This is a genomic window from Streptomyces sp. NRRL S-337, from assembly GCF_000720175.1.
Taxonomy (GTDB): Bacteria; Actinomycetota; Actinomycetes; order Streptomycetales; family Streptomycetaceae; genus Streptomyces; species Streptomyces siderophoricus.
In genome coordinates this window covers 1-25,071 of the sequence record NZ_JOIX01000055.1, presented here as the reverse complement: position 1 = coordinate 25,071, position 25,071 = coordinate 1, and the positions used below count along the sequence as shown (strand labels likewise).

The following is a 25,071-nucleotide window of genomic DNA, read 5'->3' as shown; positions in this document are numbered from 1 at the left end:
TGGCTGCCGGATGGGTCTCCGGGCGCGTCCCAACCACCCTTGTCCCATGACCAGTTACGCACGACGTGCCCTCCTCCTCAGCCTCTCCGCCACGGCGGTCGCGGCCACCCTGACCGGCTTCGCCCCGCCCGCCCCGGCCGCGACCGGCGCGCCCACACCCCTCGCCTGGCGGCCCTGTGCCCAGCCCGGCGGCCCCGCCGGGCAGGAGTGCGCCGACCTGGCCGTCCCGGTGGACTACCGGCATCCGGACGGCCCGCAGTTGACCGTCGCGGTGTCCCGGCTCCGCAGCGACCGGCCCGCGGCCCGGCGCGGCACCCTGCTGCTGATCCCGGGCGGCCCCGGCGGCTCGGGGGTGCAGCGGCTCGCGCAGAAGGGGGAGGCGCTGCGCAAGGCCACGGCGGGGGCGTACGACCTGGTCGGTCTGGACCCGCGCGGGGTGGGCGGCAGCACCACGGCGAGCTGCGGCCTGGCGCCCGCCGACCGCTATCTGGTGACCCTGCGCTCCTGGCCCTCCCCGGACGGCGACATCACCGGCAACGTCGCCCGCGCCCGGCGCGTCGCCGACGCCTGCCACCGCAACGGCGGCGCCGTCCTGCGCAGCATCTCCACCGCCAACGAGGTCCGCGACATCGACCGCTTCCGGCAGGCGCTCGGCGAGCGGAAACTCTCGGCCTGGGGCGTCTCCTACGGCACATACGTGGGCGCCGTCTACGCCCAGAAGGACCCGCAGCACACCGACCGTTGGGTGCTGGACAGCAGCGGCGACCCCGATCCGGCGCGGGTCGAGCGGGGCTGGCTGGCGAACATGTCGGCCGCCGCGGACGACCGGTTCCCCGACTTCGCGGCCTGGGCCGCCGACCCGGCCCGCGACAAGGACGGCCTGCGGCTGGCCGCCCGCCCCGAGGACGTCCGCCCGCGCTTCCTCGCACTGGCCGCGAAGCTGGACCGCGCGGCCAAGGAATCCAGCACCCCCACCGTGCCGCTGACCGGCAACATGCTGCGGCAGGCACTGCAGAACGCCCTCTACAGCGACACCTTCTTCGCGCCGCTGGCCCGGCTCGTCCAGCAGGCCCAGGACCCGGCCGCCCGCCCGGACCTGCCCGCCGACCTCGCCCGGCCGCTGCCCGACACCGGCGCCACCGGCATCATGGCGACCCTCTGCAACGACGTGCGCTGGCCGGCGTCGGTCCCCGCCCACCGGCGCGCGGTCGCCGCCGACCGGGCCCGCCACCCGCTCACCGCCGGCATGCCGGTGAACATCACGCCCTGCTCCTTCTGGAAGGACGCGCCGGACACCCGGCCCACCCGGATCACCGACGACGGCCCGTCCAACGTCCTGATGCTCCAGAACCTCCGGGACCCCTCCACCCCGTACTTCGGTGCCCTGAAGATGCGGCAGGCCTTCGGTGACCGCGCCCGCCTGGTCACGCTCGACCACGGCGGCCACGGCGCCTACCTCGCCAACGGCACCGCCTGCGGCGACCGCACGGTCACCACCTTCCTCACCACCGGCCGCCGCCCGGCCCACGACGTCCGCTGCGCGGACCGCGCCACGCCGCCCGCGGCCGGAGCCCGGTAGCCGACGGCGGGCCGCCGGCGGCTACCCTGGGCACGGCCGGCCGGCGGACCCCGGACGGCGCCAGGGACGGACCGGGAGGGGAAACGTGCAGGTCGGAGCGGTCGGTTGAGATTTCTGCACACCTCCGACTGGCACCTGGGCCGGTCCTTCCACCGGGTCAGCCTGCTCACCGCCCAGAGCGCCTTCCTCGATCACCTCGTCGCGACGGTGCGCGACCGGGAGATCGACGCCGTACTCGTCGCGGGCGACATCTACGACCGGGCCGTGCCGCCGCTCGCCGCCGTCGAGCTCTTCGACGAGGCGCTGCACCGGCTCGCGGAGCTGGGCGTCCCGACCGTGATGATCTCCGGCAACCACGACTCCGCCCGCCGGCTGGGCGTCGGCTCGGGACTCATGGCACGGGCCGGCATGCACCTGCGCACCGACCCGGCCGGCTGCGGCACCCCCGTGCTGCTGCACGACGCGCACGGCCCGGTAGCCCTCTACGGCCTGCCCTACCTCGAACCCGCCATGGTCCGCGACACCCTCGGCGCGCCCCGGGCCGACCACGCGGCGGTGCTGGGCGCGGCGATGGACGCGGTGCGCGCCGACCTCGCCGGCCGGCCGCCGGGGACCCGTTCGGTGGTGCTGGCGCACGCCTTCGTCACCGGCGGCGCGGTCAGCGACAGCGAACGCGACATCACCGTCGGTGGCGTCGCCTCCGTCCCCGCGGCCGTGTTCGACGGCGTGGACTACGCCGCGCTCGGCCATCTGCACGGCTGCCAGACCCTCACCGAACGGGTCCGCTACTCGGGATCCCCGCTGGCGTACTCGTTCTCCGAGGCCACCCACCGCAAATCGATGTGGCTGGTCGAGCTCGACGCGGACGGGGCGGTGCACGCGGAGCGGGTGGACTGCCCGGTCCCGCGGGCGCTGGCCCGGATCCGGGGGCCGCTGGAGCACCTGCTCGACGACCCGGCACTGGCCGGGCACGAGGACTCCTGGGTCGAGGCGACGCTCACCGACAGCGCCCGCCCGCACGAACCCATGGCCCGACTGGCCCGCCGCTTCCCGCACCTCGTCAGCCTGGTCTTCGACCCCGACGAGGGGCCGGCCCGCTCGCTGGCCTCGTACGCCCAGCGGCTGCGCGGCCGTAGCGACCAGGAGATCGCCGAGGACTTCGTGGCACATGTACGGTCCGGTCGCGCGGCCGACGCGCACGAGCGGGCCGAACTGCGCTGCGCGATCGACGAGGTGCGCGCCCAGGAGATGGCGGCCGAGGGGGCACGATGAGGCTGCACCGGCTGGCCGTCACCGCATTCGGGCCGTTCGGCGACACCCAGACCATCGACTTCGACCGGCTCACCCGGGACGGCCTGTTCCTGCTGCACGGGCCGACCGGCGCCGGCAAGACCTCCGTCCTCGACGCGGTCTGCTTCGCGCTGTACGGGTCGGTCCCCGGGGCGCGGCAGAGCGGCCAGGCACTGCGCAGCGACCTGGCCGACCCGCTGACCCTCACCGAGGTCGTCCTCGAACTCACCGTCGGGGAAAGGCGGTTGGAGATCACCCGGCTGCCCGAGCAGCCGCGGCCCAAGAAGCGCGGCAGCGGCACGACGAGGGAGAAGGCGCAGAGCCGGCTGCGGGAGTTCGTACCGGGCGGACCGCGGGAGCGGGCGGCCGGCGGCGACGGGCACTGGAAGGCGCTGAGCCGCTCCCACCAGGAGATCGGGGAGGAGATCGGGCAGCTCCTCGGCATGAGCAAGGAGCAGTTCTGCCAGGTCGTGCTGTTGCCGCAGGGGGAGTTCGCGCGTTTCCTGCGGGCCGACGCCGAGGCCCGCGCCCGGCTGCTGGGGCGGCTCTTCGACACCCGCCGGTTCGCCGCGCTGGAGGAGCAGCTGACCGCGCGCCGCCGGGCCGCCGCCGACGAGGTCGCGGCGGGCGACGAACGGCTGCTGGCGCTGGCGCACCGGATGGCACAGGCGGCCGGCGGGACCGCGGACGCGGAAACCGGCGACGCCGCCGTCTTCGCGGGGCTGCTGCCTGCCGCGGACCCCGGCCGGCGTACGGCGGCCTCGGTCCCGGCGCAGGGCGGTGCCGCCGGGCGTCGTACCGCGGGCACGGCCGGGCGCGCCGGACGCGGCACCGGGGCCGCCCCCGCGGAGTCGGACGTACCCGGGCCGGGCGAGCCGGGATTCGCGGACGCGGTGCTGGCCGGCGCCGCCGTTGCCCGGGTGACCGCACGGGAGCGGCTGGACATCGCCCGCTGTGCGCTGCACCGGGCCGAGGAGACCGAACGGACCGCGGCCGGCCGGCTGGCGGAGGCCCGCGAACGACACCGGCTCCAGCAGCGGTACGCGGACGCCCGCCGCCGGGCCGATGCGTTGGACGCCCGGGCCGCGGAACGGGAGGAGACCCGCGCGAGGCTGGCCCGGGCCCGGGCCGCCGCGGAGGTGGCGCCCGCGCTGGCCCTGCGCGACGCCGCCGGACGCGATCTGGACGCCGCCCGGCGCGCCGACGCGGAATGCCGCGGCCTGCTGCCGCCGGAACTCGCCGCCGCCGCCGGCGACCAACTCGCCGGCCGGGAGCGGGAGTTGCGGGAGGAGCTGGGCTCGCTCGGGGCGGCCCGGCGGGCCGAGCGGCGGGCCGCCGAGATCGGCGCGGAACGGGTCGCGCTGGACCGCGAGGCCCGCGCCGACGAGCAGACCCTGCTGGACGCCGACGAGTGGCTCGCGCAGTGGGACCGGGCCCGCCGCGCCCACCAGCAGCGCATCGAGGCCGCCCAGGAGGCCGCGACCCGCGCCGAGCAGCTCGCCGCCCGCGTGGAACCGGCCGCCGAACGGCTCGCCGCGGCCCGCCGGCGCGACCGTTCCACCGAAGAAGTACGCGCCGCGGAACGGGAGTTGCTGACCGCACGGGAGCGGTCCGCGGCCGCCCACGAGCACTGGCTCGACCTCAAGGACCGGCGGCTGCGCGGGATCGCCGCCGAGCTCGCGGAGGGGCTGACGGACGGCACGGCCTGCGTGGTGTGCGGTGCCACCGAGCACCCGGCGCCTGCCCGGGCCGGCGCCGGCCACGTCGACCGCGCCACCGAGGAAGCGGCACTGGCCGCCTACCGCCGCGCCGAGGACGCCCGCCGGCAGGCGGAGCAGCGCTGCCAGTCGGCCAAGGAGGAGCTGGCCGGCGCCGCCGCCACCGCCGGGGACTCCCCGGTGGCCGAACTCACCGCGCAGGTCGAGGAGTTGCGGGCCGAGCTGGCCCGCGAGCACGCCCGCGGCGCCGATCTGCACGCCGCCCGCGAGGCCCTCGGACGCGCCGAGCGGGAGCACGAACGGCGCCGCACCGAGCAGCAGCAGGCCGAGCGCAGGGCCGCCGCCCGCACCTCCCGCCGCGAGGCACTGGACGCCGAACGGGCCGCCCTGGAGGAGGAGTTGAGCCGGGCCCGCGCGGACTGCACGAGCGTGGCCGAGCGGGCCGGGCACCTGGAGCGGCAGGTGGCCGGGCTGGCCGCCGCGGCCGAGGCGTCCCGTACGGCGCACTCCTGCGCCGAGCGGCTCAAGGAAGCCGACGCCGCGCTCTCCGACGCCGCCTACCGGGCCGGGTTCGACACCCCGCGAGAGGTCGCCGGGGCACTGCTGCGGGACGAGGAGTGGCGGGCCCTGCAACAGCGGCTCGACGACTGGCAGCGGGAATCCGCCGCGACCGAGGCGGAACTGGCCGACCCGGAGGTGTCCGCCGCGGCCGCCCTGCCGCCCGCGGACCCGGACGCCGCCCAGGCCGCCCACCAGCAGGCGGCGGCGCGGCTGCGGACCGCCGCCACGGCCCACGCCACCGCCGAGGACCGCGCCGCCGCACTCGACCGGCTCTCCGCGCGCGCCGGGGCCGACGCCCGGGCGCTGGCCCCGCTGCGCGCCGCGCACGACCGCATCGCCCGGCTCGCCGCCCTGGCCGCCGGCACATCCGGCGAGAACGAGCGGCGGATGCGGCTGGAGTCGTACGTCCTCGCCGCCCGGCTCGAACAGGTCGCGGCCGCGGCCAGCGCCCGGCTGCACAGGATGTCGGCCGGCCGCTACACCCTCGTCCACTCCGACGAGCGGGCCGGCGGCACCCGCCGCTCCGGGCTCGGGCTGCACGTCATCGACGGCTGGACCGGCCGTGAGCGGGACACCGCCAGTCTCTCCGGCGGCGAGACCTTCTTCGCCTCGCTCGCGCTGGCCCTCGGGCTCGCCGACGTCGTCACCGACGAAGCCGGCGGCACCCGGCTGGACACCCTCTTCATCGACGAGGGCTTCGGCAGCCTCGACGAGCAGACCCTCGACGAGGTGCTGGACGTCCTGGACTCGCTGCGCGAACGCGACCGCAGCGTCGGCATCGTCAGCCATGTCGCGGATCTCAAGGCCCGCATCCCCGCCCAGCTGGAGGTCGTCAAGGCCCGCACCGGCTCGGTGGTGCGGCACCACGTGCGGCACTGAGCCCCGAGGGAGGGCGGGGCGGCTCGGTCAGTGGCCGACCGGCCGGCGCAGCAGCGGCGACGAATACACCACGCTGGTGGTCACCGAGCCGAGCGCGCCGATCCGCCCGGACACCTCTTCCAGATGCTTCATGGAACGGGCCGCGACCTTGATCACGAAGCAGTCGTCGCCCGTGACGTGGTGCGCCTCCAGGATTTCCGGCGTCGTCTCCAGCAGATCATGGAACGGCTTGTAATTGCCGTTCGGGTAGCGGAGCCGAACGAAGGCCAGCACCGGCAGCCCGATCCGCTCCGGGTCGACCACCGCCGCGTACCCGGAGATCACCCCGGCCTCCTCCAGCCGCCGGACCCGCTCGGTGACGGCACTGGCGGACATGTTCACGGCGCGGGCCAGCTCGGCGTAGCCCGCGCGGCCGTTGCGCTGCAGGACGTCGAGGATGCGCCAGTCGGTGGCGTCGGGTGAATATCCGGTCATCTGCGCTGTCTAGCAGTGGAATCCCCGGCTCGGCAAGGTTTCCGCCGGGGATCGTCGCTTCTCGGCCGCCGCGGCGGACCATAAATTTACCGCCATGATCACTCAGCAGCCCCGCCCCGCCGGGCAGTCCCCGGCCGCCGCCACCAGCCCCGTCCTCGCCACCCCGCCGGCCGCCCCGGCGGACGCCGCCGCCTACTTCGCCGCGCGGCTCGCCTTCCACACCGACGTCGCCGATGTGCACGCCGCCCTCACGGCCGGCGCCCCGGACTTCGTCGTGGTCGACTCCCGCAGCACCGCCGCCTGGGACCAGGGCCACGTCCCCGGTGCCGTCCACCTGCCCACCGCCCGGATCCCCGCGGATGCCCCGCAGCTGCTCGACCCGGAGGTGCCGGTCGTCGTGTACTGCTGGGGCCCGGGCTGCGACGGCGCCACCCGCGCCGCCCTCGCCCTGGCCCGGCTCGGCCACCGCGTCAAGGAGATGCTCGGCGGCATCGAGTACTGGATCCGCGAGGGCTACCCGACCGAGACCTGGCAGGGCACGGAAACCCGGCCCGCCGACCCGCTGACGGCCCCGGTCGGCGCGGGGGAGTGCGGCTGCTGAGCGGGCCGGGCGCGAGCCGGGCACCGGGACGGGCGGTCCGGTACGGGCCCGGCACTCCCGTACCGGACCAGGTGGTCGCGCACCGGCCCCCGGCCCCCGGCGCCGCACGAACTCCCCTCAGAGTGCCGAGAGTTCGCTCAGGAGGTCGTCCAGGCCCAGGGAGCCCTGGGAGAGGGCGGCCATGTGCCAGGACTTCAGGTCGAAGTCGGCACCGTGGCGGGCGCGGGCGGCCTCGCGGCCCTGGAGCCAGATGCGTTCGCCGAGCTTGTAGCCGATCGCCTGGCCGGCCATGCCCTGGTAGCGGATGATCTCGCTCTCCACGAAATCGGCCGGGCGGCTGCAGTGGCTCGCCAGGAACTCGTGGGCCAGCTGCGGCGTCCACCGCTCGCCCGGGTGGAACGGCGAATCCGCCGGGATCGCCAGCTCCAGATGCATGCCGATGTCGATGATGACGCGGATGGCCCGCATCATCTGCGCGTCCAGATAGCCCAGCCGGCGCTCCGGCGTGGTCAGGAAGCCCAGCTCGTCCATGAGGCGTTCGGCGTACAGCGCCCAGCCTTCGGCGTTGGCGCTGACGATGCCCACCGTCGTCTGGTAGCGGGAGAGCGAATCGGCGACGTGCGCCCACTGCGCCAGCTGGAGGTGATGGCCGGGCACGCCCTCGTGGTACCACGTCGAGACCAGGTCGTACGCCGGGAAGCGGGTCTCGCCCATGGTCGGGAGCCAGGTGCGGCCGGGGCGGGAGAAGTCCAGCGACGGCTGGGTGTAGTACGGGGCGGCGGCGCTGCCGGGCGGGGCGATCCGGGACTCCACCCGGCGCACCCGCTCGGCGAGCTCGAAGTGCGTGCCGTCCAGGGCGTCGATCGCCTCGTCCATCAGCGACTGCAGCCACTGCCGGGTCTCCTCGACCCCCTCGATCGCCTCGCCGTGCTCGTCGCACCAGGCCAGCGCCTCCCACGGGGTCTTCGCGCCGGGGAGTACCCGCTCCGCCTCGGTGTTCATCTCGGCCAGCAGCCGGTGGAACTCCGACCAGCCGTACGCGTACGCCTCGTCCGGGTCGACGTCGGCGCCGTTGTAGTAGCGGGCGAGACGGGCGTAGCGTTCCCGGCCCACCACGTCCGGTGCGCCGGCGATGGCCGGGGCGTAGACGTCACGGAACCAGTCGCGCAGCTCCACCAGCGCGCCGGTGGCCACCTCGGCGGCCTCGGTCAGCTCGGCGCGCAGGGTCTTCGGGCCCGGGTCGGTGAACTCGGCGAACCAGCTGCGGTCGGTGCCGATCCATTCGCCCAACTGGCCGATGACCGTGGCGACTTGCAGCGGGCCGGCGGGCAGATCGCGCTTGCGGCCGGCGTCCAGGGCGGCGCGGTAGCCCTCCAGGGCGGCCGGTACCGCCCGCAGCCGCTGGGCGATCGCCGCCCAGTCCTCCTCGGTCTCGGCGGGCGTGAGCGTGAACGCCTCGCGGACGTGGTGCAGCGGCGAGCTGAGGTTGCTGACCGCCCGCAGGCCCTCGCCCGCCTCGTGCACCGCCAGCTCGGCGGTCAGCCGCTCGCGCAGCAGCCGCGCGCAGACCTTCTCGGTGGGGTGCTCCGCGCCCGGCCGGGCCTCCGCCTCGCTGAGCTTCTCCAGCGTCGTACGGGCGAGCTGGGCGACCGCTTCCTGGCCCGTCGGGGAGAAGTCGGGGAGCTTCGAGGAACTCTCGGGAACGCCGAGGTAGGTGCCGATGATGGGGTCCAGCTCGACGAGCGCGTCGACATAGGCGTCGGCGACCTGGCGGGGCAGTGGACCGCTCGCGGGAGTAGTGGTGTGGGGCATGCGGACCATCCTCGTACGGATCGGCCCGCCGCGTCACCATCAACAGCCCATACGTTCCTGTCACTTTACGGCGTCATTGCCTTCGCCGGTCCCGGTCGGCGGTCGGCCGGGTGGTGCGCGCCACCCGGCCGAACCGCGGGCCGTGGTCCCTGCCTCAGCGGCGGCCGGTCGCGTCCTGGATGTGCACGGTCTCGCGGGGCTCGCGCCGGGCGGGCGGCCCGGCCGGGCGGGCCGTGATCACCAGGGTGCCCTCCTCGATCTGATAGTCCAGCGGCAGGCCGAGGCCGCGCATCGCGGCCACCATGCCGGTGTTGGACGCCTGGGTGATCGCGTACACGCTCTCGCAACCGGTCTCGGCCGCCATCGCCACCAGCCGGCGCAGCAGCTCGGCGCCGATGCCGCGCTGCTGCCAGGCGTCCTCGACCAGCAGGGCCACCTCGGTCTCGTCGCCGTCCCAGAGCAGATGGCCGAGCGCCACCAGCCGGCCGGACGCGGTCTCCACCGCCAGGGTGCGGCCGAACCGCGGGCTGAGCAGATGGGCGAGGTAGCGGTCCGCGTCCCCGACCGGGCCGTGGTAGCGCAGCGCGAGGGTCCGCGTCGAGCAGCGGTCGTGCATCTCCCGGGCCGCGACCAGATCGGCGGTGCCGGCACGGCGGACGGTGATCTCGTTGCCCTCGGGCAGGGTCAGCACGTCCCGCCGCGGCGGCACCCGCTGGCCCAGCCGGGCGTCCAGCTCGACCAGGGCCCGCACCCGGGCGAACTCGGTGGGGGTGAACGCCAACTGCGGCCTTTCGATCGTGAGTGAACCCCCCCAGGGGTCACGGAACTTCATCACATGGTCCTCCAGCACGCCCTCCGCGGGCACCTGCTCGGCGAGCGGCTGCCCGGTCAGCGACCGGGCGGGCACCGAGTGGATCGTGCAGCGCCCCAGCAACTGCCGCAGCGCCAAGGGGAGTTCGGCGGAATCCAGGGCCGTACGGGTCGCCAGCCCGAGCATCCGGGTCGGTGCGTCGACGAGGTCGTGCGCGTCGGCCCGCTCCAGCCAGCTGTGGGCGCCGCCGGCGCCGGTCACCGTACGGGTGAGCTCCTCGGGCGTCAGCGGGGCCGGGGCGCGCAGCAGGAACTCGTCGACGGTGCCCTCGGACAGCGGGTGGGTCTGCAGGCTGAGGATGTCCACCTGCCGGGCGGCCAGTGCCGTGCACAGCGCGGCCAGGCTGCCCGGTTCGTCGCGGACCGTGGTCCGCATCCGCCACAGCGTCGTGTCCCGGCCGGCGGCCCGGGGGGCGCCGCCGGCCGGGGACGGCGCGGTGGCGCCGGTATCGGTCGGCGGCGGGGCGTGGTCGTGGCGCCGTGACCACCAGACGTGGAAGCCCGTCGTGGCGAGCAGGGCCACCGCGAAGGCGCACAGCAGCCCCGGGCCGGACGGGCGGTGCGCGACGGTGTTGGCGACCGCGTCGGCCACCGCGACGGCCGTGAACAGGGCCGCCAGCTCGACGAGCTCCCGCCGCCAATGGTGACGGCGGGACGATTTGGCAGAGGTTGCTTCAGTCATGCACACAAGCCTTGCCGACAGGTGTTGCCTCGTCGCCAACACCTTGTGTCCGACGAGTAAAAGACGCAATCGGGGCATTGGTCCCTACTGTCCTACCTGTCCGGGTTGGAGCACCTTGCTGAACAACACGTCCCCGCCCTCCTGGCGCAGCCGCACCGTCAGCTCCCCGCTTCCCCCGTCGATGTCGATCTCGCCGAAGTACTGCGGACTCTCCGCCGGGGAGACGTTCGCCCGGTCCGGTGCCTTGATGAACGCCTGCTCCGGCCCGAACGTTCCATCAAGCTTCACGGCCTGGAAACCGCCCGCGTTCAACGGCCCCGACACGAACTCCCAGAACGGCGCGAAATCCTGGAACGCCGCCCGCTCCGGCGCGTAGTGCTGCGCCGAGGTGTAATGCACGTCCGTGGTGATCCACACCGTGCCGGTCACCCGGGCGTGCTTGATGTGCCGCAGCAGCTCCGCCAGCTGCAGCTCCCGCCCCAGCGGAGCGCCCGGATCGCCCTGCGCCACCGCCTCGAAGTTCGTCTTGCCGTCCGGGACGACCAGCCCCAGCGGCATGTCCGAGGCGATCACCTTCCACACCGCACGCGAGCGGGACAGCTCACGCTTGAGCCAGCGCAGCTGCTCCGCCCCGAGGATGCCTTGCGGGTCGTCGGTCTGCCGGTCCGCCGAATTGGCGTTGCGGTAGCGCCGCATGTCCAGCACGAAGACGTCCAGCAGCGGGCCGTGGTGCACCACCCGGTAGACCCGCCCTCCCCCACTCCCGGCCCCGTTCGAGCGGGAGGTACCCCCCTCGTCCGGCCGCAGCGTACGGATCGGGAAGTACTCGGCGAAGGCCCGCAGCGACCGCGCGGAGAGCACGTCGGTGCGCTTCTCGGTGTACCGGTCGTCGTCGAGCAGTTGCCCCGGGTACCAGTTGTTGTGCACCTCGTGGTCGTCCCACTGCGTGATCGTCGGGACCTGGGCGTTGAAGCGGCGCAGGTTCTCGTCCAGCAGGTTGTAGCGGAACGCGCCGCGGAACTCCTGGAGCGTCTCGGCGACCTTCGACTTCTCCTCGGTCGTGATGTTCCGCCAGATCCGGCCGTCCGGCAGCGTCACCCGCTCGGTGATCGGGTTGTCGGCGTAGATGTTGTCGCCGCTGCACAGGAAGAAGTCCGGGTTCCGGCGCCGCATGTCCTCGTAGATGCGGTAGCCGCCGCGGTCCGGATTGATGCCCCAGCCCTGGCCGGCCAGATCGCCCGACCAGAGGAACCGCACGTCGGAGCGGCGTCCCTCGGGGGCGGTACGGAAGGTGCCGGTCACCGGCTCGCCGGTGCGCCGCGGGTCGTCCGGGTCGGCCAGCAGCACCCGGTAGTGGATCTGCTCGCCGGGCGGCAGGCCGTGCAGCCCGGTGACGCCGGTGAAGTCCGTACCCGCACCGAGGACCGGGCCGCGCCAGGTACGGGCGTTGCGGAACGACTCGGTCGCCGCGGTCTGCACCACCATCCGGGCCGGCCGGTCGGACCGCACCCACACCAGGCCCGAGGAGGTGGTCACATCGCCGACCTGTACGCCCCAGTCGGCACTCGGCCGGCCGCCGCGGGCCAGCGCGGGCGCGGCCCCGGTGAGCGCGGGCAGCGCCAGCGCCGCGGAACCCGCCGCCGCACCCCGCAGCACCGCGCGCCGCCCCCAGCCCCCGCCGGATCCCTGCGCCATCTCCAACCTCCACGCCTCGACCGATCCACTGACGACCCGTTCGTATCGCTGTTCGATGCCCCGCAGGCGAACTCCCGGTGAACGCACGGCGTTTCACGGGTGGTGCGCGGGCATCCCGGCCCACGGGAGCGGCCGGACCGGGTCATGGTCGCAAGCCGGCGGGGCGATGGCCAGGACTCCGCCGGCCCGCGCCGGGGCAGTGGTGTGCCTCGCACCGGGCCGTTTCCGCTGGACAACGGCCGGATCGCCGGGTGGGATGGGCGGGTGCGAAGCGATACCGCGACCGAGGTCTTCGAGGAACACCGGCCCGTTCTGTTCGGGGTGGCCTACCGGATGCTCGGCCGGGTGGCCGACGCCGAGGACGTGGTGCAGGACGCCTGGCTGCGCTGGGCCGGCGCGGACCACGCGGAGGTCCGCGAGCCGCGCGCCTTCCTCGTACGGATCACCACCCGGCTGGCCATCGACCGGCTGCGCCAGGTCCAGTCCCGGCGCGAGTCCTACGTGGGGCCCTGGCTGCCCGAGCCGCTGGCGACGGACGCCACCGGGAGCCCGCCGGACGGCGCGGAGCGGGCGGTGTTCGCCGAGACCGTCACCCTCGCGGTGCTCGTCGTCATGGAAGCGCTCTCCCCCCTGGAACGCGCGGTGTTCGTCCTGCGCGAGGCGTTCGGCTACCCCTACGCGGAGATCGGCGCGGTCCTCGACCGCAGCGAGGCCGCGGTGCGCCAACTGGCGGGCCGGGCCCGGCGCCACGTCGAGGAGGGCAGGCCCCGCTACGAGGTCGACCCGGAGCAGCAGCGCGATCTGACCGAGCGGTTCCTGGCCGCGGCGGCCGGTGACGACCTGGCCGGGCTGCTGAGCCTGCTCACGGCGGACGCCCGGCTGGTCGGCGACAGCGGCGGCAAGGCCAAGGCGCCGCTGCGGATCATCGAGTCCGCCGACAAGGTCGCCCGCTTCCTCCTCGGCGTCGCCAAGTCGCAGCCGGCCGGCCTGGATTTCCGCCTGTGCGACCTCAACGGCGGGCTCGCGGTGCTGCTGCACCTGGACGGCGTACCGGACACCGTCGTCCAGCTCGGTATCCAGGACGGCCGGATCCGGACCGTGTACATCGTGCGCAACCCGGACAAGCTCGGGGCACTGGCCACCAATTGAGCCGGGGCCCCCGTGGCCCGTGGACCGGGCATCTCGGGGGCCTTCTCCTCGTGCGGCGCCGCGCCAATCGGTGGCGGGATTGGTCTTGACCAAGGGTGGGGGCGGCCATATCGTCGGGATACTGCAACAACCTTTAATAAAGAAGCGCTCATAAAGGGTGCGCGGACGGGCCGTCGTGCAGGGCCCCGTGTGCGGGCCCGGATCCCAGGGGGCGCTGCCCCGCGGGCAGCCGCCAGTGCGGAGGACAGGGTGGGGACCACGCAGCTCGACACGGTGCCGGAGCCGAAGTACTGGCACCTCAAGACCGTGCTCAGTCAGGCGCTGGACTCGGAGTTCGCGGTCGGTGAGGTGCTGCCGAACGAGCGTGATCTGGCGGCCCGGTTCGGGGTCGCCCGGGCCACGCTCCGGCAGGCGCTCGAACAGCTGGAGCTGGAGGGCCGGCTCCAGCGCCGCCGCGGCGTCGGCACCACCGTCGCCCCGCCGCGCGCCGACGTCGCCGTCGACTCCGTCCGGCACACCTGGCCCGGCGCCCCCGGCGACGACTGGCAGCCGGTCGACGCCGCCGAGAGCGACACCGTCCCGGCCGACGTGGCGCGACTGCTGGAGACCGCCCCCGGCGAGCAGGTCCACGTCGTGCGCCGCAGCCGGGTCACCGACGGCCGCCCGGTCGCCGCCGAGCTGCTGTACGTCCCCGCCGCCGCGGTCCCCGGATACGACGCGGAGGCCGCGCTCAGCGCCCCCGGCCGTGCCCGTGCCGTGCTGCGCGCCCTCCAGGAGCGCGAGCTGGAGGGCCAGGACCGCACCGTGGAGCTGGGCTCGGCCCGGGCCGAGGACGCCAAGCAGCTCGACCGGCTCCCGGGCGCGCCCGTTCTGGTCGTCACCACCCGCTATGTCTCCGGGGGACGCCCGACCGCGGTCGCGGTGTCCACGTACCGCGCGGACACCTGCCGGCTGACGTTCGGCGAGCGCGACGCGATGGCTCTGCTCGCGGGCTGACCGTACGCCGGGGGAGGGTGACGGCTCACCGACGGGCCGTCACGGTCCCCTCCACGGCGAAGAGTTCCCCCTCGACGTGGTCGAGCGCCAGCCGCAGCGCGCCGGTCGCCACGGCCGCCTCGCCCAGCTGGGACAGGACGACCCGCGGCGGCCGCAGGCAGTAACGCGCCAACTCGTCGCGCAGTGGCCCCAGTACGCCGGCCAGCCCGGTCGCCCAGCCACCGATCACCACCAGCTCGGGATCGAGCGCCAGCACCAGCGCGGCGACGTCGTGCACCAGCCGCCGGATGAACCGGTCCACCGCGTCCCGGGCCCGCGCATCCCCCCGCCCGGCCGCCGCGAACACCGCCGCGACCTGCGCCTCGTCCAGCGGATGCAGCGGCTTCCCGGTCGTCGACAGCAGCGCCTCCGGGGTCGCCTCCCGCCCGAGCAGATGCAGCGCGCCGATCTCCCCGGCCGCGCCGCCGAACCCGCGGTGCAGCCGCCCGCCGATCAGCGAACCGGCGCCCGGACTGAGCCCCGCCAGCACGAAGACGAGGTCGTCCGAGCCGGCCGCCGCGCCCTGCCAGTGCTCGGCCACCGCCGCCGCGTTGGCGTCGTTCTCGACCAGCACCGGACAGCGGAACGACCGCCGCAGCCGGTCACCCAGCGGCAGACCCGTCCACCCGGGCAGCGCGGTGCCCAGCCGTACCGTGCCGTCCGCCTCCACGATGCCCGGGCTGGCCACGCCGACGGCCCGCAGGCCCCGGCGCGGCACGCCGGTGCGCCGCAGCAGATCGGCCACCACGGCCCGCACCCGGTCCAGCCGCTCATCGGCCGGGGCGCCCTCCTCGACGGTGCGCTGCGCGGTGTCCAGCACCCGGCCGCTCAGATCGGACAGCAGCGCCACGATGCGGTGCGGCCCGATCTCGATGCCCAGCAGATGACCGGCCTCGGTACGGAACCGGAAACGGCGGGCCGGGCGGCCCTGGCGGCGTGCCTCACCCTCCTCGGCGGGCACCTCGACGACCAGGCCGCTCTCGATGAGCCCCTCGATCACGCCCTCGACCGTGGGCCGCGACAGGCCCGTCACCTGGACGAGATGGGTGAGCGTGGCGGCGTCCGCGGCGCGCAGCGCGTCGAGCACCACCGCGGAGTTGATCCGTCGCAGCAGCGAGGGGTCCCCGCCGGTGAGCCGCCCCAACGTCCGTCTCCCTAGCTTTCCGTGTGTGGCGGATCGTAGCCGGTCAGACGGTGTGCGGCGAGCCCCGCCCGGGGCCGCGGCGGGCGCCGGCCCCCGCTGGCCGACCGTCCCCGGTGCCATGAACCCGGACCCGTAGGCGGCGATCACGGCCTGGGTGCGGTTCCGGGCACCCAGCGTGGCCGGCACCCCGGCGACCGTGGCCATGAGCAGGTGCAGCCAGCGGGGTGTAGGTGACGGGCCGGCCGAGCCGGCGGACGACGGAGGCGAGCGGGGCGGTCACGCGGCGGGGGAAGGCCGGACGAGGAGGTCAAGGGCCGGTCGGGGCCGACCGCCGCCGGGCGCACGGCCAATTGTCAGACCCTCGCGCTTTACTGACGGTATGACGCTTGACGAGCAGCTGACGACCATCGACCGGCTGCGCCTGCGGGAGTTCCCGGCGCAGCGGGTCCGCTCCGCGACGGCCGAGAGCGGGCCGGGCTTCCACATGGCGGACCTGCGGGTCAGTCAGGACTTCTGGGACGCGGACCTCACCGAGCTGGCGGAGGCCGAGGAGGAGTTCGAGGCCGCGCTGACCGCGCTGGTGCAGGCGCTGTCCTTACGGTGGGGCGAGCCCCAAGTCCTCGACCTGGAGGGCGCGTTGGAGCGGACGGCGCAGGGATTGCCGGTGCGGCCGCCGCTGGACACCCTGTGCGGCTTCGTGCCGCAGATGTACGGCTGGCGGGTGGCGGGCCGGTGGATAGGCGTGGGCGTCGGACAGGGCGACCGGGAGCTGCCGTTGCAGCTGCTGGTGGCGGTGGGGGAGGAGGAGGTGGCGCGGGTGGCCGAAGGTCAGTGAGGGAAGACCGGGGCGAGCGCGGCGGTGGCGAGCCGGTGCGGGGTGCCCGAGCCGCCGGCGGGGACGGTCCACAGATCGGCGCCGTAGTCGCCCGGCAGCGCGTAGACCAAGGTGTGGCGGTCCCGCCAGACCGCCTGGTCGTCGATGTTGCGGTGCTCGCCGGTCGCGGTCTCGTGCAGCGTGCGCAGATCGAGTACGTACAGCCGCCAGGGGGCGTCCGGATCGGCGCCGGCGACCCGCTTCTTGTACGCGACGCGGGTGCCGTCGGGTGACAGCGAGGGGCATTCGACGTTGCCGTGCAGCGCGCGCAGGGTACGGGTGGTGCGGTCACCGCGGACGAGGTAGGTCTGCCCGCCGGTGGCGGCGGTGGCGTAGAAGTGGTCGTCGTCGGCGAAGGTGACGCCCCAGATGTTGACGTCGGCCGCGTGCACCCGGTGTCCGCCGACGGACAGTGCGTAGGTCTCCAGGTTGGCGTCCAGGTGTCCGGTGCGGGTGTCGAGGACCGAGGTCCGGGTGGAGAAGGCGGTGCCCGCGTAGGAGTCGCCGCTGACGAAGACGGTCCAGCCGACGGTGTGGCCGCCGGGGGAGACCCGGGCCCGGGTTGGGGTGCCGGCCAGGTCGTAGTGGCGCCGCTCGCGCAGCCGGTCGTCGAGGACCACCGCCCGGTAGGTGTCGCGGAGTTCGCCGTGCACGGCCTGCAGGCAGAGGCCGGTGCCGGCGGCCGCGTGGAAGCGCAGGCAGCGGACGCCGGAGGCGGTGCGCGGGCCGGCGAGCCGGCCGGCCGGGACGGCGGTGATCTCGTCGCGGTGCGGGCCCCAGGCCATGTTGCGGAAGAGCACGCGGTGCGGATCGCTCAGCCGTACCGGCCCGGAGGCGACCGCGGGCCCACCGGCCTGGGCGCGGTCCTTCTCGGCGGCCCGGCCGGCGGCGTGCAGGGTGGCACCGACAGCGATCCCGCCGAGGACGAGGACGGTGACGAGCAGGACCAGGAGGCGGGCGGTGCGGGTCACGGGGCGGGCTCCGAAGGGGTGGGGGCGGCGTCGGTCCGGGTGGGGGCGGTGTCGGTGCCGGGGGTGGCGCGCAACAGCCGGGCGCTGATCGCGGCGGCGAGCGCCAGACCGGCCGCGGCGAGGCCGAGCGCCCCGCGGTCGCCCCAGACGGTCCAGGCCGCGCCGAAGGCCAGCGAGCAGCCGAAGCGGGCCGCAGCCTGGCCGGTCTGCACCACCGCCAGCCCGCTGCCGCGCCAGGCGTCCGGCACCGCGTCGGCGGTGGCCGCGGCGAGCACACCGTCGGTGGACGCGTAGAAGCCCCCGTGCAGGACGAGGACCAGGCCCGTCAGCACCGGCGAGGCGGCGAACGGCGCGAGCAGCACCCCGTAGGCGCCGAGCAGCGCGAGATGGCCGAGCAGGAACAGCCGGCGGCGGCCCCACCGGTCCGCGACCGCGCCCAGCGGCACGGCCAGCAGCAGGAAGGCCGCGGCGGTGCCCAGCGGCAGCAGCGGGAACCACGCCTCGGACAGCCCGAGCCGGCGCTGGAGGGTGAGGTAGAGGAACGAGTCGCTGACCGTGGTCAGGCCGAGCAGCACGGCGCAGCAGGTGAGCCGGCGCAGCGCGGGCAGCCGCAGCAACGGCTGCAGCGGAGGGGCGGACGCCGGGTCGCGCGGCGGGGTGGGCGACGCCGGGCCGCGCACCGGCGACGGGAGCGGGTCGCGCACCGGCGACCGGAGCCGGCCGGCGGCCTCGGCGGCGACCGGTGCGGGGGGCCGGATCCGGGCGGGGACGAAGAGCACCAGGACGGCCACGCCGAGCGCGGCCACACAGCCGCTGACCGTGAACACCGCGTCGTACCCCCCGGCCGCGGCGCGCAGCACGAGGAAGGCGACCAGCGGGCCGAGCAGCGCGCCCGCGGTGTCCATCGCCCGGTGCACGCCGAACGCCCGGCCGCGGACCGCCGGTTCACCGGCGAGCGAGATCATCGCGTCGCGTGGTGCGGTGCGCAGCCCCTTGCCGGTGCGGTCGACGGCCAGCACGGCACCGATCAGCGGCAGCGTGTGCACGAGCAGCAACAGCGGTTTGCACAGCGCCGAGAGGCCGTATCCGACCACCGCGACGCTCTTGTGGCCGCGGCCCCCGCCGCGGTCCGAGATCCGCCCGCCGATCAGCCGGACGAGCGCGCTGACACCGTTGTACACCCCGTCCAGCAGCCCGAACCCGAGCGGGGACAGGCCGAGTTCGGCGACGAGGTACAGCGGCAGGACGGCGGTGACCATCTCCGAGGAGACATCGGTGATCAGGCTGACGGTGCCCAGGACGAGCACGGTGCCGGGGACCGCGGCCCGGACCGGCCGGCCCGGGCGGGTGCCCGGGCCGGCCGTCGTGGGGGTGGCGCGGCTGTCCGCGAGGTACACCTCAGCTCGCCCAGACGCCGGTGATGTCCTTGGCGTCGGCGGCCTTCCCGGCGTGCGAGGTGCCGTACATGTCCTCAAGGGTGCGCAGCACGTCGTAGTGGTTGTAGGTGGTGCCCGAGGTGGAGCCGGGCTGCACCGGCTGGCCGTACAGGACGGTCGGGATGCGGTTGCCGCTGAGGCGGTTGTCCTCGTCGAAGGTGAGCAGCAGCAGGCTGTTGTGGGTCTTGGCCCAGTCCGCGTAGCTCTTGAGGTGGTTCTTCAGCCAGGTGTCACCGGTGGAGACCGAGCAGTCGTGCATGTCGCCGCACAGGTTGGGCACGACGAACGACACGGTCGGCAGGGTGCTGAAGTCGGTGGGGAACGCGTCGAAGGTGTGCGCCGTGTTGGTGGGCACGTTGCTGAAGCCGAACCAGGGGTTGTGCTTCTGCGCGTACTTGCCGCTCCGGCAGGTGGTGGAGCCCTCGGACGGCAGCGACTCGTTGTAGCTCGCCCAGGACTTGCCGGCCGCGGTCACCTCGGAGGCGAGGTTGGCGGCGGAGCTGAAACCGGGGGTGACGCAGCTGTCGTCGGTGACGCCCTGGGTGTCGCCGGAGAACATCGCGTAGTAGTTGGGCTGGCTGGGGTGGGTCTCGGCGTACGAGGCGGTGAGGCTGGCGCCGCCGGAGGCCAGCGAGTTGATGTACGGGGCGCTGGAGCTGCCGAGCACCTGATTGTAGGCGTGGTTCTCGAAGACCACCACGACCACGTGGTCGGGGCTGGGCACACCGGCCGCGGCGGCCTCGGCACCGAAGCCATCGCCGGCCCAGATGCCGAGTCCGGCGGCGGCGAGGCCGAACGCCCCGGCGAGCGCGGTGAGCTTGTGGCGGCGCGAGCGGCGGCCGCGGTGGTCCGCCGGGGACCCGGCGGCGGAGGGGGAGGGGGAAGGCGAGGGGGACGGAGTGGGCACGACTGCCTCCGTACGGAAGAGTGGGGGCGTGCACGGGCGGCGACAGAGTAGAGCCACCAAGGTGACATGTACACGCCTTCAAGATGACGGTTGGCCGAACGCCCGCAGTCCGCCCGCCACCCCGTCCCGAAAGGCGGGACCCGCTACGCGTCCCCGTCCTCCGCGAACGCCGCGGCGCGCAGCCGCCCGTACTCCTCCGCCATCGTCGCCGGCGTCCAATGGGCGTTCAGCCCACTGGGGTTGGGCAGCGCCCAGATCCGCGTCTCCCCCAGCGTACGAGCCTGCGGTCCGACTGTCGCGCGCTTGTCGTCGAAGGCGACGCGGTAGGCCGTGACCCCGGCGACGGCGAGCCAGCGCGGCCGCAGCCGGGCCACCTTCTCCGCCAGCAGCCGGCCGCCCTCGCGGAACTCCTCCGCGGTCAGCTCGTCCGCCCGGGCGGTCGCCCGCGCGACGACATTGGTGATCCCGACACCGTGCGTCAGCAGCTCCTCCTGCTCATGGGGGTGCAGACGCCGCGGTGTGAAGCCGGCGGCGTGCAGCACCGGCCAGAAGCGGTTGCCGGGCCGGGCGAAGTGGTGGCCGGTCGCCGCCGACATCAGCCCGGGGTTGATCCCGCAGAAGAGGACCCGCAGACCGCTCGCCGCCACGTCCGGGACGAGGCGGTCACGAGCGGCCTGCAGTTCCTCCGGGGTGAAGCGCACCTCAGGACTCCCGGGTCAGAGGATCGCGCCCGGGGTGTAGCCGGCGGCCTCCGGGTGCTGCTTGGCGATCTCCTCGATCCGGGCGACGACCGACGCGACCTGGTCGGCGGCCGCACCCGTGAACGACAGCTTGTCCGCCATCAGCGCGTCCAGCTGCGCCCGGTCCAGCGGGATCCGGGCGTCCGCCGCCAGCTTGTCCAGCAGCTCGTTGCGCTCGGCGCCCTGCTCGCGCATGGCCAGCGCCGACGCCACCGCGTTCTCCTTGATCGCCTCGTGGGCCTCCTCGCGGCCCACCCCGGCGCGGACCGCCCCCATCAGCACCTTCGTCGTGGCGAGGAACGGCAGGTAACGGTCCAGCTCACGGGCGACGACGGCGGGGAACGCACCGAACTCGTCGAGCACCGTCAGGAACGTCTCCAGCAGGCCGTCCAGCGCGAAGAACGAGTCCGGCAGGGCAACCCGGCGCACCACGGAGCAGGACACGTCGCCCTCGTTCCACTGGTCACCGGAGAGCTCACCGGCCATCGAGGCGTAGCCCCGCAGGATCACCATCAGGCCGTTGACGCGCTCGCAGGAGCGGGTGTTCATCTTGTGGGGCATCGCCGACGAGCCGACCTGACCGGGCTTGAAGCCCTCGGTGACCAGCTCGTGCCCGGCCATCAGCCGGATCGTCTTCGCCAGCGACGAGGGCGCGGCGGCCAGCTGCACCAGCGAGGTGACCACGTCGTAGTCCAGCGAGCGCGGGTAGACCTGGCCGACGGACGTGAAGGCCTGCCCGAAGCCGAGGTGCGCGGCGATCCGCTGCTCCAGCTCGGCCAGCTTCGCCGCGTCCCCGCCCAACAGGTCCAGCATGTCCTGCGCGGTCCCCACGGGGCCCTTGATGCCGCGCAGCGGGTAACGGGAGAGCAGGTCTTCCAGCCGCGCGTACGCCACCAGCAGCTCGTCCGCCGCGGTCGCGAACCGCTTGCCCAGCGTCGTGCTCTGCGCGGCGACATTGTGCGAGCGGCCCGCCATCACCAGCTCGGCGTGCTGGGCGGCCAGCGAACCCAGGCGCGCCAGCACGGCGACCGTGCGGTCCCGCACCAGCTCCAGCGACAGCCGCACCTGGAGCTGCTCGACGTTCTCGGTCAGGTCGCGGGAGGTCATGCCCTTGTGGACCTGCTCGTGCCCGGCCAGCGCGTTGAACTCCTCGATCCGCGCCTTCACGTCGTGCCGGGTGACCTTCTCGCGCTCGGCGATCGACGCCAGGTCGACGTCCTCCAGGACCCGCTCGTAGTCGGCCAGCGCCTCCTCGGGGACCGCCACCCCCAGGTCCTTCTGCGCACGCAGCACGGCGAGCCACAGCTTCCGCTCCAGCTTGACCTTGTACTCGGGGGACCAGAGCACGGCCAGCTCCGCGGAGGCGTAGCGGCCGGCCAGAACATTGGGGATGCGAGGCTTCGCAGACACAGCAGTCACGTGGTCAGAGTCTACTGGCGATTCGCGCAGGCCAGCGCCCCGGTCCCGGCTGTGCGTTCCTACAGGCGCGGACGGGCCCCACTATCCGCCCCCGTTGACGGCCGCCCGCCGCACCGCGCCGTCCTCGACGTACCACTTCTTGAGGATCTTCGCGTACTCGCCGCTCCTGATCAGGCGGTCGAGAGCCCCGCGCACCGCGTCCCGCAGCGCCGGGCGGTTCTTGGCCACCGCGATGCCGTAGGGCAGGGGGTCGATCTGCCCGCCGACGAGTTCGAGGACGCCGCCGCCCGAGAGGGTGGCGGCGGTGTGCGCCGCCACCGGGAAGTCGTCCAGACAGGCCGAGGAACGGCCCTTGGCGACGTCGTCGTAGACCTCCGCCTGTGAGTCGAACTCCCGGATCCTCGGGCCCTTGGCGACCTTCCGGCCGAGCTCGTCCACGTAGTCCCGGGCGAGGGAACCACGCTGGACGGCGACCGTCCTGCCGGCCAGGTCCGCGGGCTTCCGGATGCCCTCCGGGTCGCCCTTGCGCACGACGAGCACGAGCCCGGCCCTGAAGTAGTCGACCAGGTCGACGCCGCTGCCGGTCTTCGTTCCGTCCGCGATCCCCTGCTGCCGGTCCTTGGTGTCGGCCAGCGCCGACATGACCAGGTCGAAACGGCCCGCGGACAGGCCGGCGAGCAGGGTGTCGAAGACGGCGTTCTCGAAGGTGACGCGCACACCCAGTGCGCGTCCGAGGGCGTTCGCGATCTCGACGTCGACCCCGGCGGGCCTGCCGTCCCTGACGAACTCCATGGGCGCGTAGGCGATGTCCGAGCCGATGGTGACCCCGCCCTTGTCAAGGATCTCCTGCGGCAACCGGCCGGAGGGGTCCGGGGAGGCGGTGAGCCGGTCCCCGGCGTTCTCACCCCTGGCGCGCTCCCCGTCCTGCGGCCACAGTGCCCAGCCCAGCGCCCCGGTGCCGGCCAGGCCCCCCACCACGGACAGCGCGGCGAGCACCCGGCGCCGGCTCGGCCCCGGGGAGGCGGGCAGCGGGGGCGTGGCGCTGTGCGCGGGCCAGGCCGGCGTCGCGCCGGGCGACGGCGGGAGCGGCGGGCCGTCCGGACCCGTACGGGTCGGCAGTTGCTCGAACGGGACGCCGGCCGGCGCCTGGGCCCCAGGCCGCGGGACGGGGGCGGCCGGGGACCTGGGGTCGGTGAGCTGCGCGGACAGACGGCGGAGCTGGACGGCGACGGGGGCGGGCAGCCAGTCGCCGTACGGGCCGGGCGGGCCCACCCGTGCCACCAGGGCGGGCAGCGCGGGCCGCTGCTCCGGCTCCTTGGCCAGGCAGGCCGCCGCCACCTCCCTCAGCCCGCCCGGGAGACTGTCCAGCCGCGGTTCCTCGTGCACCGTGCGGTACATCAGGATCTGCGGCTCGGCGCTCCCGTACGGGCCGCAGCCGGTCGCCGCGAACACGATCACCCCGCCGAGCGCGAACAGGTCCGCCGCGCCCGTGACGGTCGGGCCCGTCATGACGAGCTGCTCGGGCGCCATGAACCCCGGTGTGCCGAGGGCGGTGCCGGTCATCGTCAGAGCGGTGTCCGCGGCCGAGTACGCGATGCCGAAGTCGATCACCCGCGGCCCCTCGGCCGTGAGCAGGATGTTCGACGGTTTGAGGTCGCGGTGCACCAGGCCGTGCGCGTGCACCGCCGCCAGGGCCTGCAGCAGACCCGCCGTCAGCAGCCGCACCGCCGGCTCCGGCAGCGGCCCGCCGTCGTGCACGGCATCGGTCAGCGAGACACCCGGCACGTAGTCGGTCGCCATCCACGGCACGTCGTCATGCGGCGCGGCGTCGACCACCGGCGCCACGAACGGCCCGCCCACCCGCCGGGCGGCGGCCACCTCACGGGCGAAACGGGTCCGGAAACCCCGGTCGTCGGCGAGTTCGGACCGCGCGGTCTTCACCGCCACCGTCCGCCCGTCCGCCGCACGGCCGAGATACACCCGGCCCATACCCCCGCCCCCGAGCAGCCCGACGATCCGGAACGGCCCGATCTGCTGCGGATCGCCCTTCGTCAACGGTCGCACCCACTACCCCCACCCCGTGCCCGCACTTGTGCCGGCAGTATTCCGCACGCCGGCCCGCCGCCGGCCCGTGCGGTGGCCGGTGACTGCGCCTCCGTTACGCCCCGACCTGACCCCAGGCGGTCACCGGCCCGGGGTCCGTGTGGTCCGCCGGGCCGACCCAGAAGGCCGTGCCCAGCTCAGGACTCACATGGGCGCCCAGCCGGCCGTCCCCCGAGGAGCGGCCGGTCAGCCGCCGGCCCATCCATGGCACGAGGTGCTCGCGCGCGAACCGCAGGTCCGCGGCCCGCCGGGCCCGCCAGCCCGGCGGTGCGGCCGCCGGCAGCGGGGCGTCCCAGTCCGACTCGGCGGGCAGCCCGAGCGCCTGCCAGACCGCCTCGGCCACCCGGCGGTGCCCCTCGGCGTTCAGATGCAGCCGGTCGTCCGCCCACATCCGCGGGTCGGTCAGCGCCTTCGACGCGTACAGGTCCACGACCAGCGCGCCGTGCCGCGCGGCGATCTCGTCGATCCGCGCGAAGAGCTGCTCCATCCGCGGCCGGAAGCGCTCCAGTACGGGCCCCTGGCGCCCCGGGCTGCGCATCAGCACGAGCCGGCCGCCGCCCTTCACCAGCAGCTCGGCCGCGGTCTCCAGCTGCGCGCACACCCGCGCGACGTCGCACTTCGGGCGCAGCACGTCGTTGAGCCCGCCCACCAGCGTCACGAGGTCCGCGCCCATCGACGCGGCCGGTCCGCACTGGTCGTCCAGGATCTGCCCGATCAGCTTGCCGCGCACCGCGAGGTTGGCATACCGGAAGCCCGGCGTCCGCGCCGCGAGCCGCGCGGCGAGCAGGTCGGCCCACCCCCGGTAGGAGCCGTCGGGAAGCCCGTCGGACATTCCCTCGGTGAAGCTGTCACCTATGGCTACGAAACTCGTGTACGACACATGCGGATGCTATATGGCCCCACGTACCTGTCTGTCCCGCCGCGGGGCTCGCCGTTGTGCACTTTGCGGCGCCGCGTACGTAGCTGTCTGCGGCGCCGCGGGGCTTGGTCGCCGTTGCGCCTGCGGCGGGCTGGGTTTTGTTGTGGGTGCGGGGACGGTCCTCCGGGGCCTTGTTCGTGGACTGCTGTCGCTTTACGTCCACGAACAAGGCCCCTCCGGCCCGTCCCCTCCCGGTTGGGGGAGTGTGCGGGT

19 protein-coding genes are annotated in these 25,071 nt (G+C 74.6%); 7 read left to right on the top strand and 12 right to left on the bottom strand.

Translation table 11 applies throughout. The features are described 5' to 3' along the window. Positions 1-46 precede the first annotated feature (46 nt). The 3 genes from IG62_RS0129195 to IG62_RS0129185 all read left to right on the top strand — a co-directional run bounded on the left by IG62_RS0129195 (position 47) and on the right by IG62_RS0129185 (position 6,027). Positions 47-1,579, top strand: a complete 1,533-nt coding sequence (locus IG62_RS0129195; RefSeq protein WP_030809745.1) for an alpha/beta hydrolase — start codon at positions 47-49, stop codon at positions 1,577-1,579. A 105-nt stretch (positions 1,580-1,684) separates the two neighbouring features. Continuing rightward, positions 1,685-2,851: an exonuclease SbcCD subunit D gene (locus IG62_RS0129190; RefSeq protein WP_030809742.1), complete on the top strand. Its 1,167-nt coding sequence runs from the start codon at positions 1,685-1,687 to the stop codon at positions 2,849-2,851. Further along, on the top strand, positions 2,848-6,027 hold the full coding sequence (locus tag IG62_RS0129185) for an AAA family ATPase (protein ID WP_030809739.1): 3,180 nt from the start codon (positions 2,848-2,850) through the stop codon (positions 6,025-6,027). The genes IG62_RS0129190 and IG62_RS0129185 overlap by 4 nt, the downstream gene beginning before the upstream one ends. A gap of 27 nt (positions 6,028-6,054) precedes the next feature. Here IG62_RS0129185 and IG62_RS0129180 read toward each other — a convergent pair whose 3' ends face one another. Then, on the bottom strand, positions 6,055-6,501 hold the full coding sequence (locus IG62_RS0129180; RefSeq protein ID WP_030809732.1) for an Lrp/AsnC family transcriptional regulator: 447 nt from the start codon (positions 6,499-6,501) through the stop codon (positions 6,055-6,057). A 94-nt stretch (positions 6,502-6,595) separates the two neighbouring features. On the opposite strand from IG62_RS0129180, the gene IG62_RS0129175 reads away from it, so the two are divergent. Further along, the gene (locus IG62_RS0129175; protein ID WP_030809730.1) at positions 6,596-7,102 is read left to right on the top strand and encodes a rhodanese-like domain-containing protein; all 507 of its coding nucleotides are present in this window, start codon (positions 6,596-6,598) and stop codon (positions 7,100-7,102) included. A gap of 117 nt (positions 7,103-7,219) precedes the next feature. Here IG62_RS0129175 and IG62_RS0129170 read toward each other — a convergent pair whose 3' ends face one another. The 3 genes from IG62_RS0129170 to IG62_RS0129160 form a co-directional block, all read right to left on the bottom strand. Next, complete coding sequence (locus tag IG62_RS0129170) at positions 7,220-8,914, bottom strand: DUF885 domain-containing protein (protein WP_030809728.1); 1,695 nt, start codon at positions 8,912-8,914, stop codon at positions 7,220-7,222. A 154-nt stretch (positions 8,915-9,068) separates the two neighbouring features. Further along, positions 9,069-10,466 carry a GNAT family N-acetyltransferase gene (locus IG62_RS0129165; RefSeq protein WP_030809727.1) on the bottom strand — a complete coding sequence of 466 codons (1,398 nt, stop codon included), beginning with the start codon at positions 10,464-10,466 and terminating at the stop codon, positions 9,069-9,071. Between the two features lie 84 nt (positions 10,467-10,550). After that, positions 10,551-12,161, bottom strand: a complete 1,611-nt coding sequence (locus IG62_RS0129160; RefSeq protein WP_030809726.1) for an alkaline phosphatase D family protein — start codon at positions 12,159-12,161, stop codon at positions 10,551-10,553. A gap of 264 nt (positions 12,162-12,425) precedes the next feature. On the opposite strand from IG62_RS0129160, the gene IG62_RS0129155 reads away from it, so the two are divergent. Together IG62_RS0129155 and IG62_RS0129150 are read left to right on the top strand one after the other, a co-directional pair. Then, positions 12,426-13,310, top strand: coding sequence for an RNA polymerase sigma-70 factor (locus IG62_RS0129155; protein WP_030809724.1), 885 nt, complete (start codon positions 12,426-12,428; stop codon positions 13,308-13,310). A 249-nt stretch (positions 13,311-13,559) separates the two neighbouring features. Continuing rightward, entirely contained in the window at positions 13,560-14,306 is a 747-nt protein-coding gene (locus IG62_RS0129150) for a GntR family transcriptional regulator (RefSeq protein ID WP_030809722.1), read from the top strand. Positions 14,307-14,331: 25 nt separating this feature from the next. Here IG62_RS0129150 and IG62_RS0129145 read toward each other — a convergent pair whose 3' ends face one another. Next, positions 14,332-15,489: an ROK family protein gene (locus tag IG62_RS0129145; RefSeq protein ID WP_030809720.1), complete on the bottom strand. Its 1,158-nt coding sequence runs from the start codon at positions 15,487-15,489 to the stop codon at positions 14,332-14,334. A 379-nt stretch (positions 15,490-15,868) separates the two neighbouring features. On the opposite strand from IG62_RS0129145, the gene IG62_RS0129140 reads away from it, so the two are divergent. Then, complete coding sequence (locus IG62_RS0129140) at positions 15,869-16,324, top strand: hypothetical protein (protein WP_030809718.1); 456 nt, start codon at positions 15,869-15,871, stop codon at positions 16,322-16,324. Here IG62_RS0129140 and IG62_RS0129135 read toward each other — a convergent pair. The 7 genes from IG62_RS0129135 to IG62_RS0129105 all read right to left on the bottom strand — a co-directional run bounded on the left by IG62_RS0129135 (position 16,318) and on the right by IG62_RS0129105 (position 24,819). Further along, complete coding sequence (locus IG62_RS0129135; RefSeq protein ID WP_030809716.1) at positions 16,318-17,334, bottom strand: TolB family protein; 1,017 nt, start codon at positions 17,332-17,334, stop codon at positions 16,318-16,320. The two genes, IG62_RS0129140 and IG62_RS0129135, sit on opposite strands and share 7 nt — an antisense overlap. Then, a complete protein-coding gene (locus tag IG62_RS0129130; RefSeq protein ID WP_030809714.1) occupies positions 17,331-18,731 on the bottom strand; it encodes an MFS transporter in 1,401 nt (466 codons plus the stop codon). Before IG62_RS0129130 ends, IG62_RS0129135 begins: the two co-directional genes overlap by 4 nt. Position 18,732: 1 nt before the next feature. After that, positions 18,733-19,677 (bottom strand): alkaline phosphatase family protein, encoded by a 945-nt coding sequence (locus tag IG62_RS0129125; protein WP_030809711.1) that lies wholly within the window; start codon positions 19,675-19,677, stop codon positions 18,733-18,735. A 143-nt stretch (positions 19,678-19,820) separates the two neighbouring features. After that, positions 19,821-20,378, bottom strand: coding sequence for a G/U mismatch-specific DNA glycosylase (mug, locus tag IG62_RS0129120; RefSeq protein ID WP_030809708.1), 558 nt, complete (start codon positions 20,376-20,378; stop codon positions 19,821-19,823). Between the two features lie 15 nt (positions 20,379-20,393). Then, positions 20,394-21,827 (bottom strand): adenylosuccinate lyase, encoded by a 1,434-nt coding sequence (purB, locus tag IG62_RS0129115; protein WP_030809705.1) that lies wholly within the window; start codon positions 21,825-21,827, stop codon positions 20,394-20,396. Positions 21,828-21,917: 90 nt separating this feature from the next. Next, positions 21,918-23,900, bottom strand: a complete 1,983-nt coding sequence (locus IG62_RS43460) for a bifunctional serine/threonine-protein kinase/transporter substrate-binding domain-containing protein (protein WP_158795139.1) — start codon at positions 23,898-23,900, stop codon at positions 21,918-21,920. A 94-nt stretch (positions 23,901-23,994) separates the two neighbouring features. Beyond that, positions 23,995-24,819, bottom strand: a complete 825-nt coding sequence (locus IG62_RS0129105; protein WP_030809699.1) for an SGNH/GDSL hydrolase family protein — start codon at positions 24,817-24,819, stop codon at positions 23,995-23,997. Between the last annotated feature and the right edge of the window lie 252 nt (positions 24,820-25,071).

Excerpts from the sequence above, each read along its gene's own strand:
- IG62_RS0129195 (WP_030809745.1), top strand. The coding sequence starts at position 47 with ATGACCAGTTACGCACGACGTGCCCTCCTCCTCAGCCTCTCCGCCACG.
- IG62_RS0129185 (WP_030809739.1), top strand. The coding sequence starts at position 2,848 with ATGAGGCTGCACCGGCTGGCCGTCACCGCATTCGGGCCGTTCGGCGAC.
- IG62_RS0129180 (WP_030809732.1), bottom strand. The coding sequence starts at position 6,501 with ATGACCGGATATTCACCCGACGCCACCGACTGGCGCATCCTCGACGTC.
- IG62_RS0129175 (WP_030809730.1), top strand. The coding sequence starts at position 6,596 with ATGATCACTCAGCAGCCCCGCCCCGCCGGGCAGTCCCCGGCCGCCGCC.
- IG62_RS0129170 (WP_030809728.1), bottom strand. The coding sequence starts at position 8,914 with ATGCCCCACACCACTACTCCCGCGAGCGGTCCACTGCCCCGCCAGGTC.
- IG62_RS0129165 (WP_030809727.1), bottom strand. The coding sequence starts at position 10,466 with ATGACTGAAGCAACCTCTGCCAAATCGTCCCGCCGTCACCATTGGCGG.
- IG62_RS0129160 (WP_030809726.1), bottom strand. The coding sequence starts at position 12,161 with ATGGCGCAGGGATCCGGCGGGGGCTGGGGGCGGCGCGCGGTGCTGCGG.
- IG62_RS0129140 (WP_030809718.1), top strand. The coding sequence starts at position 15,869 with ATGACGCTTGACGAGCAGCTGACGACCATCGACCGGCTGCGCCTGCGG.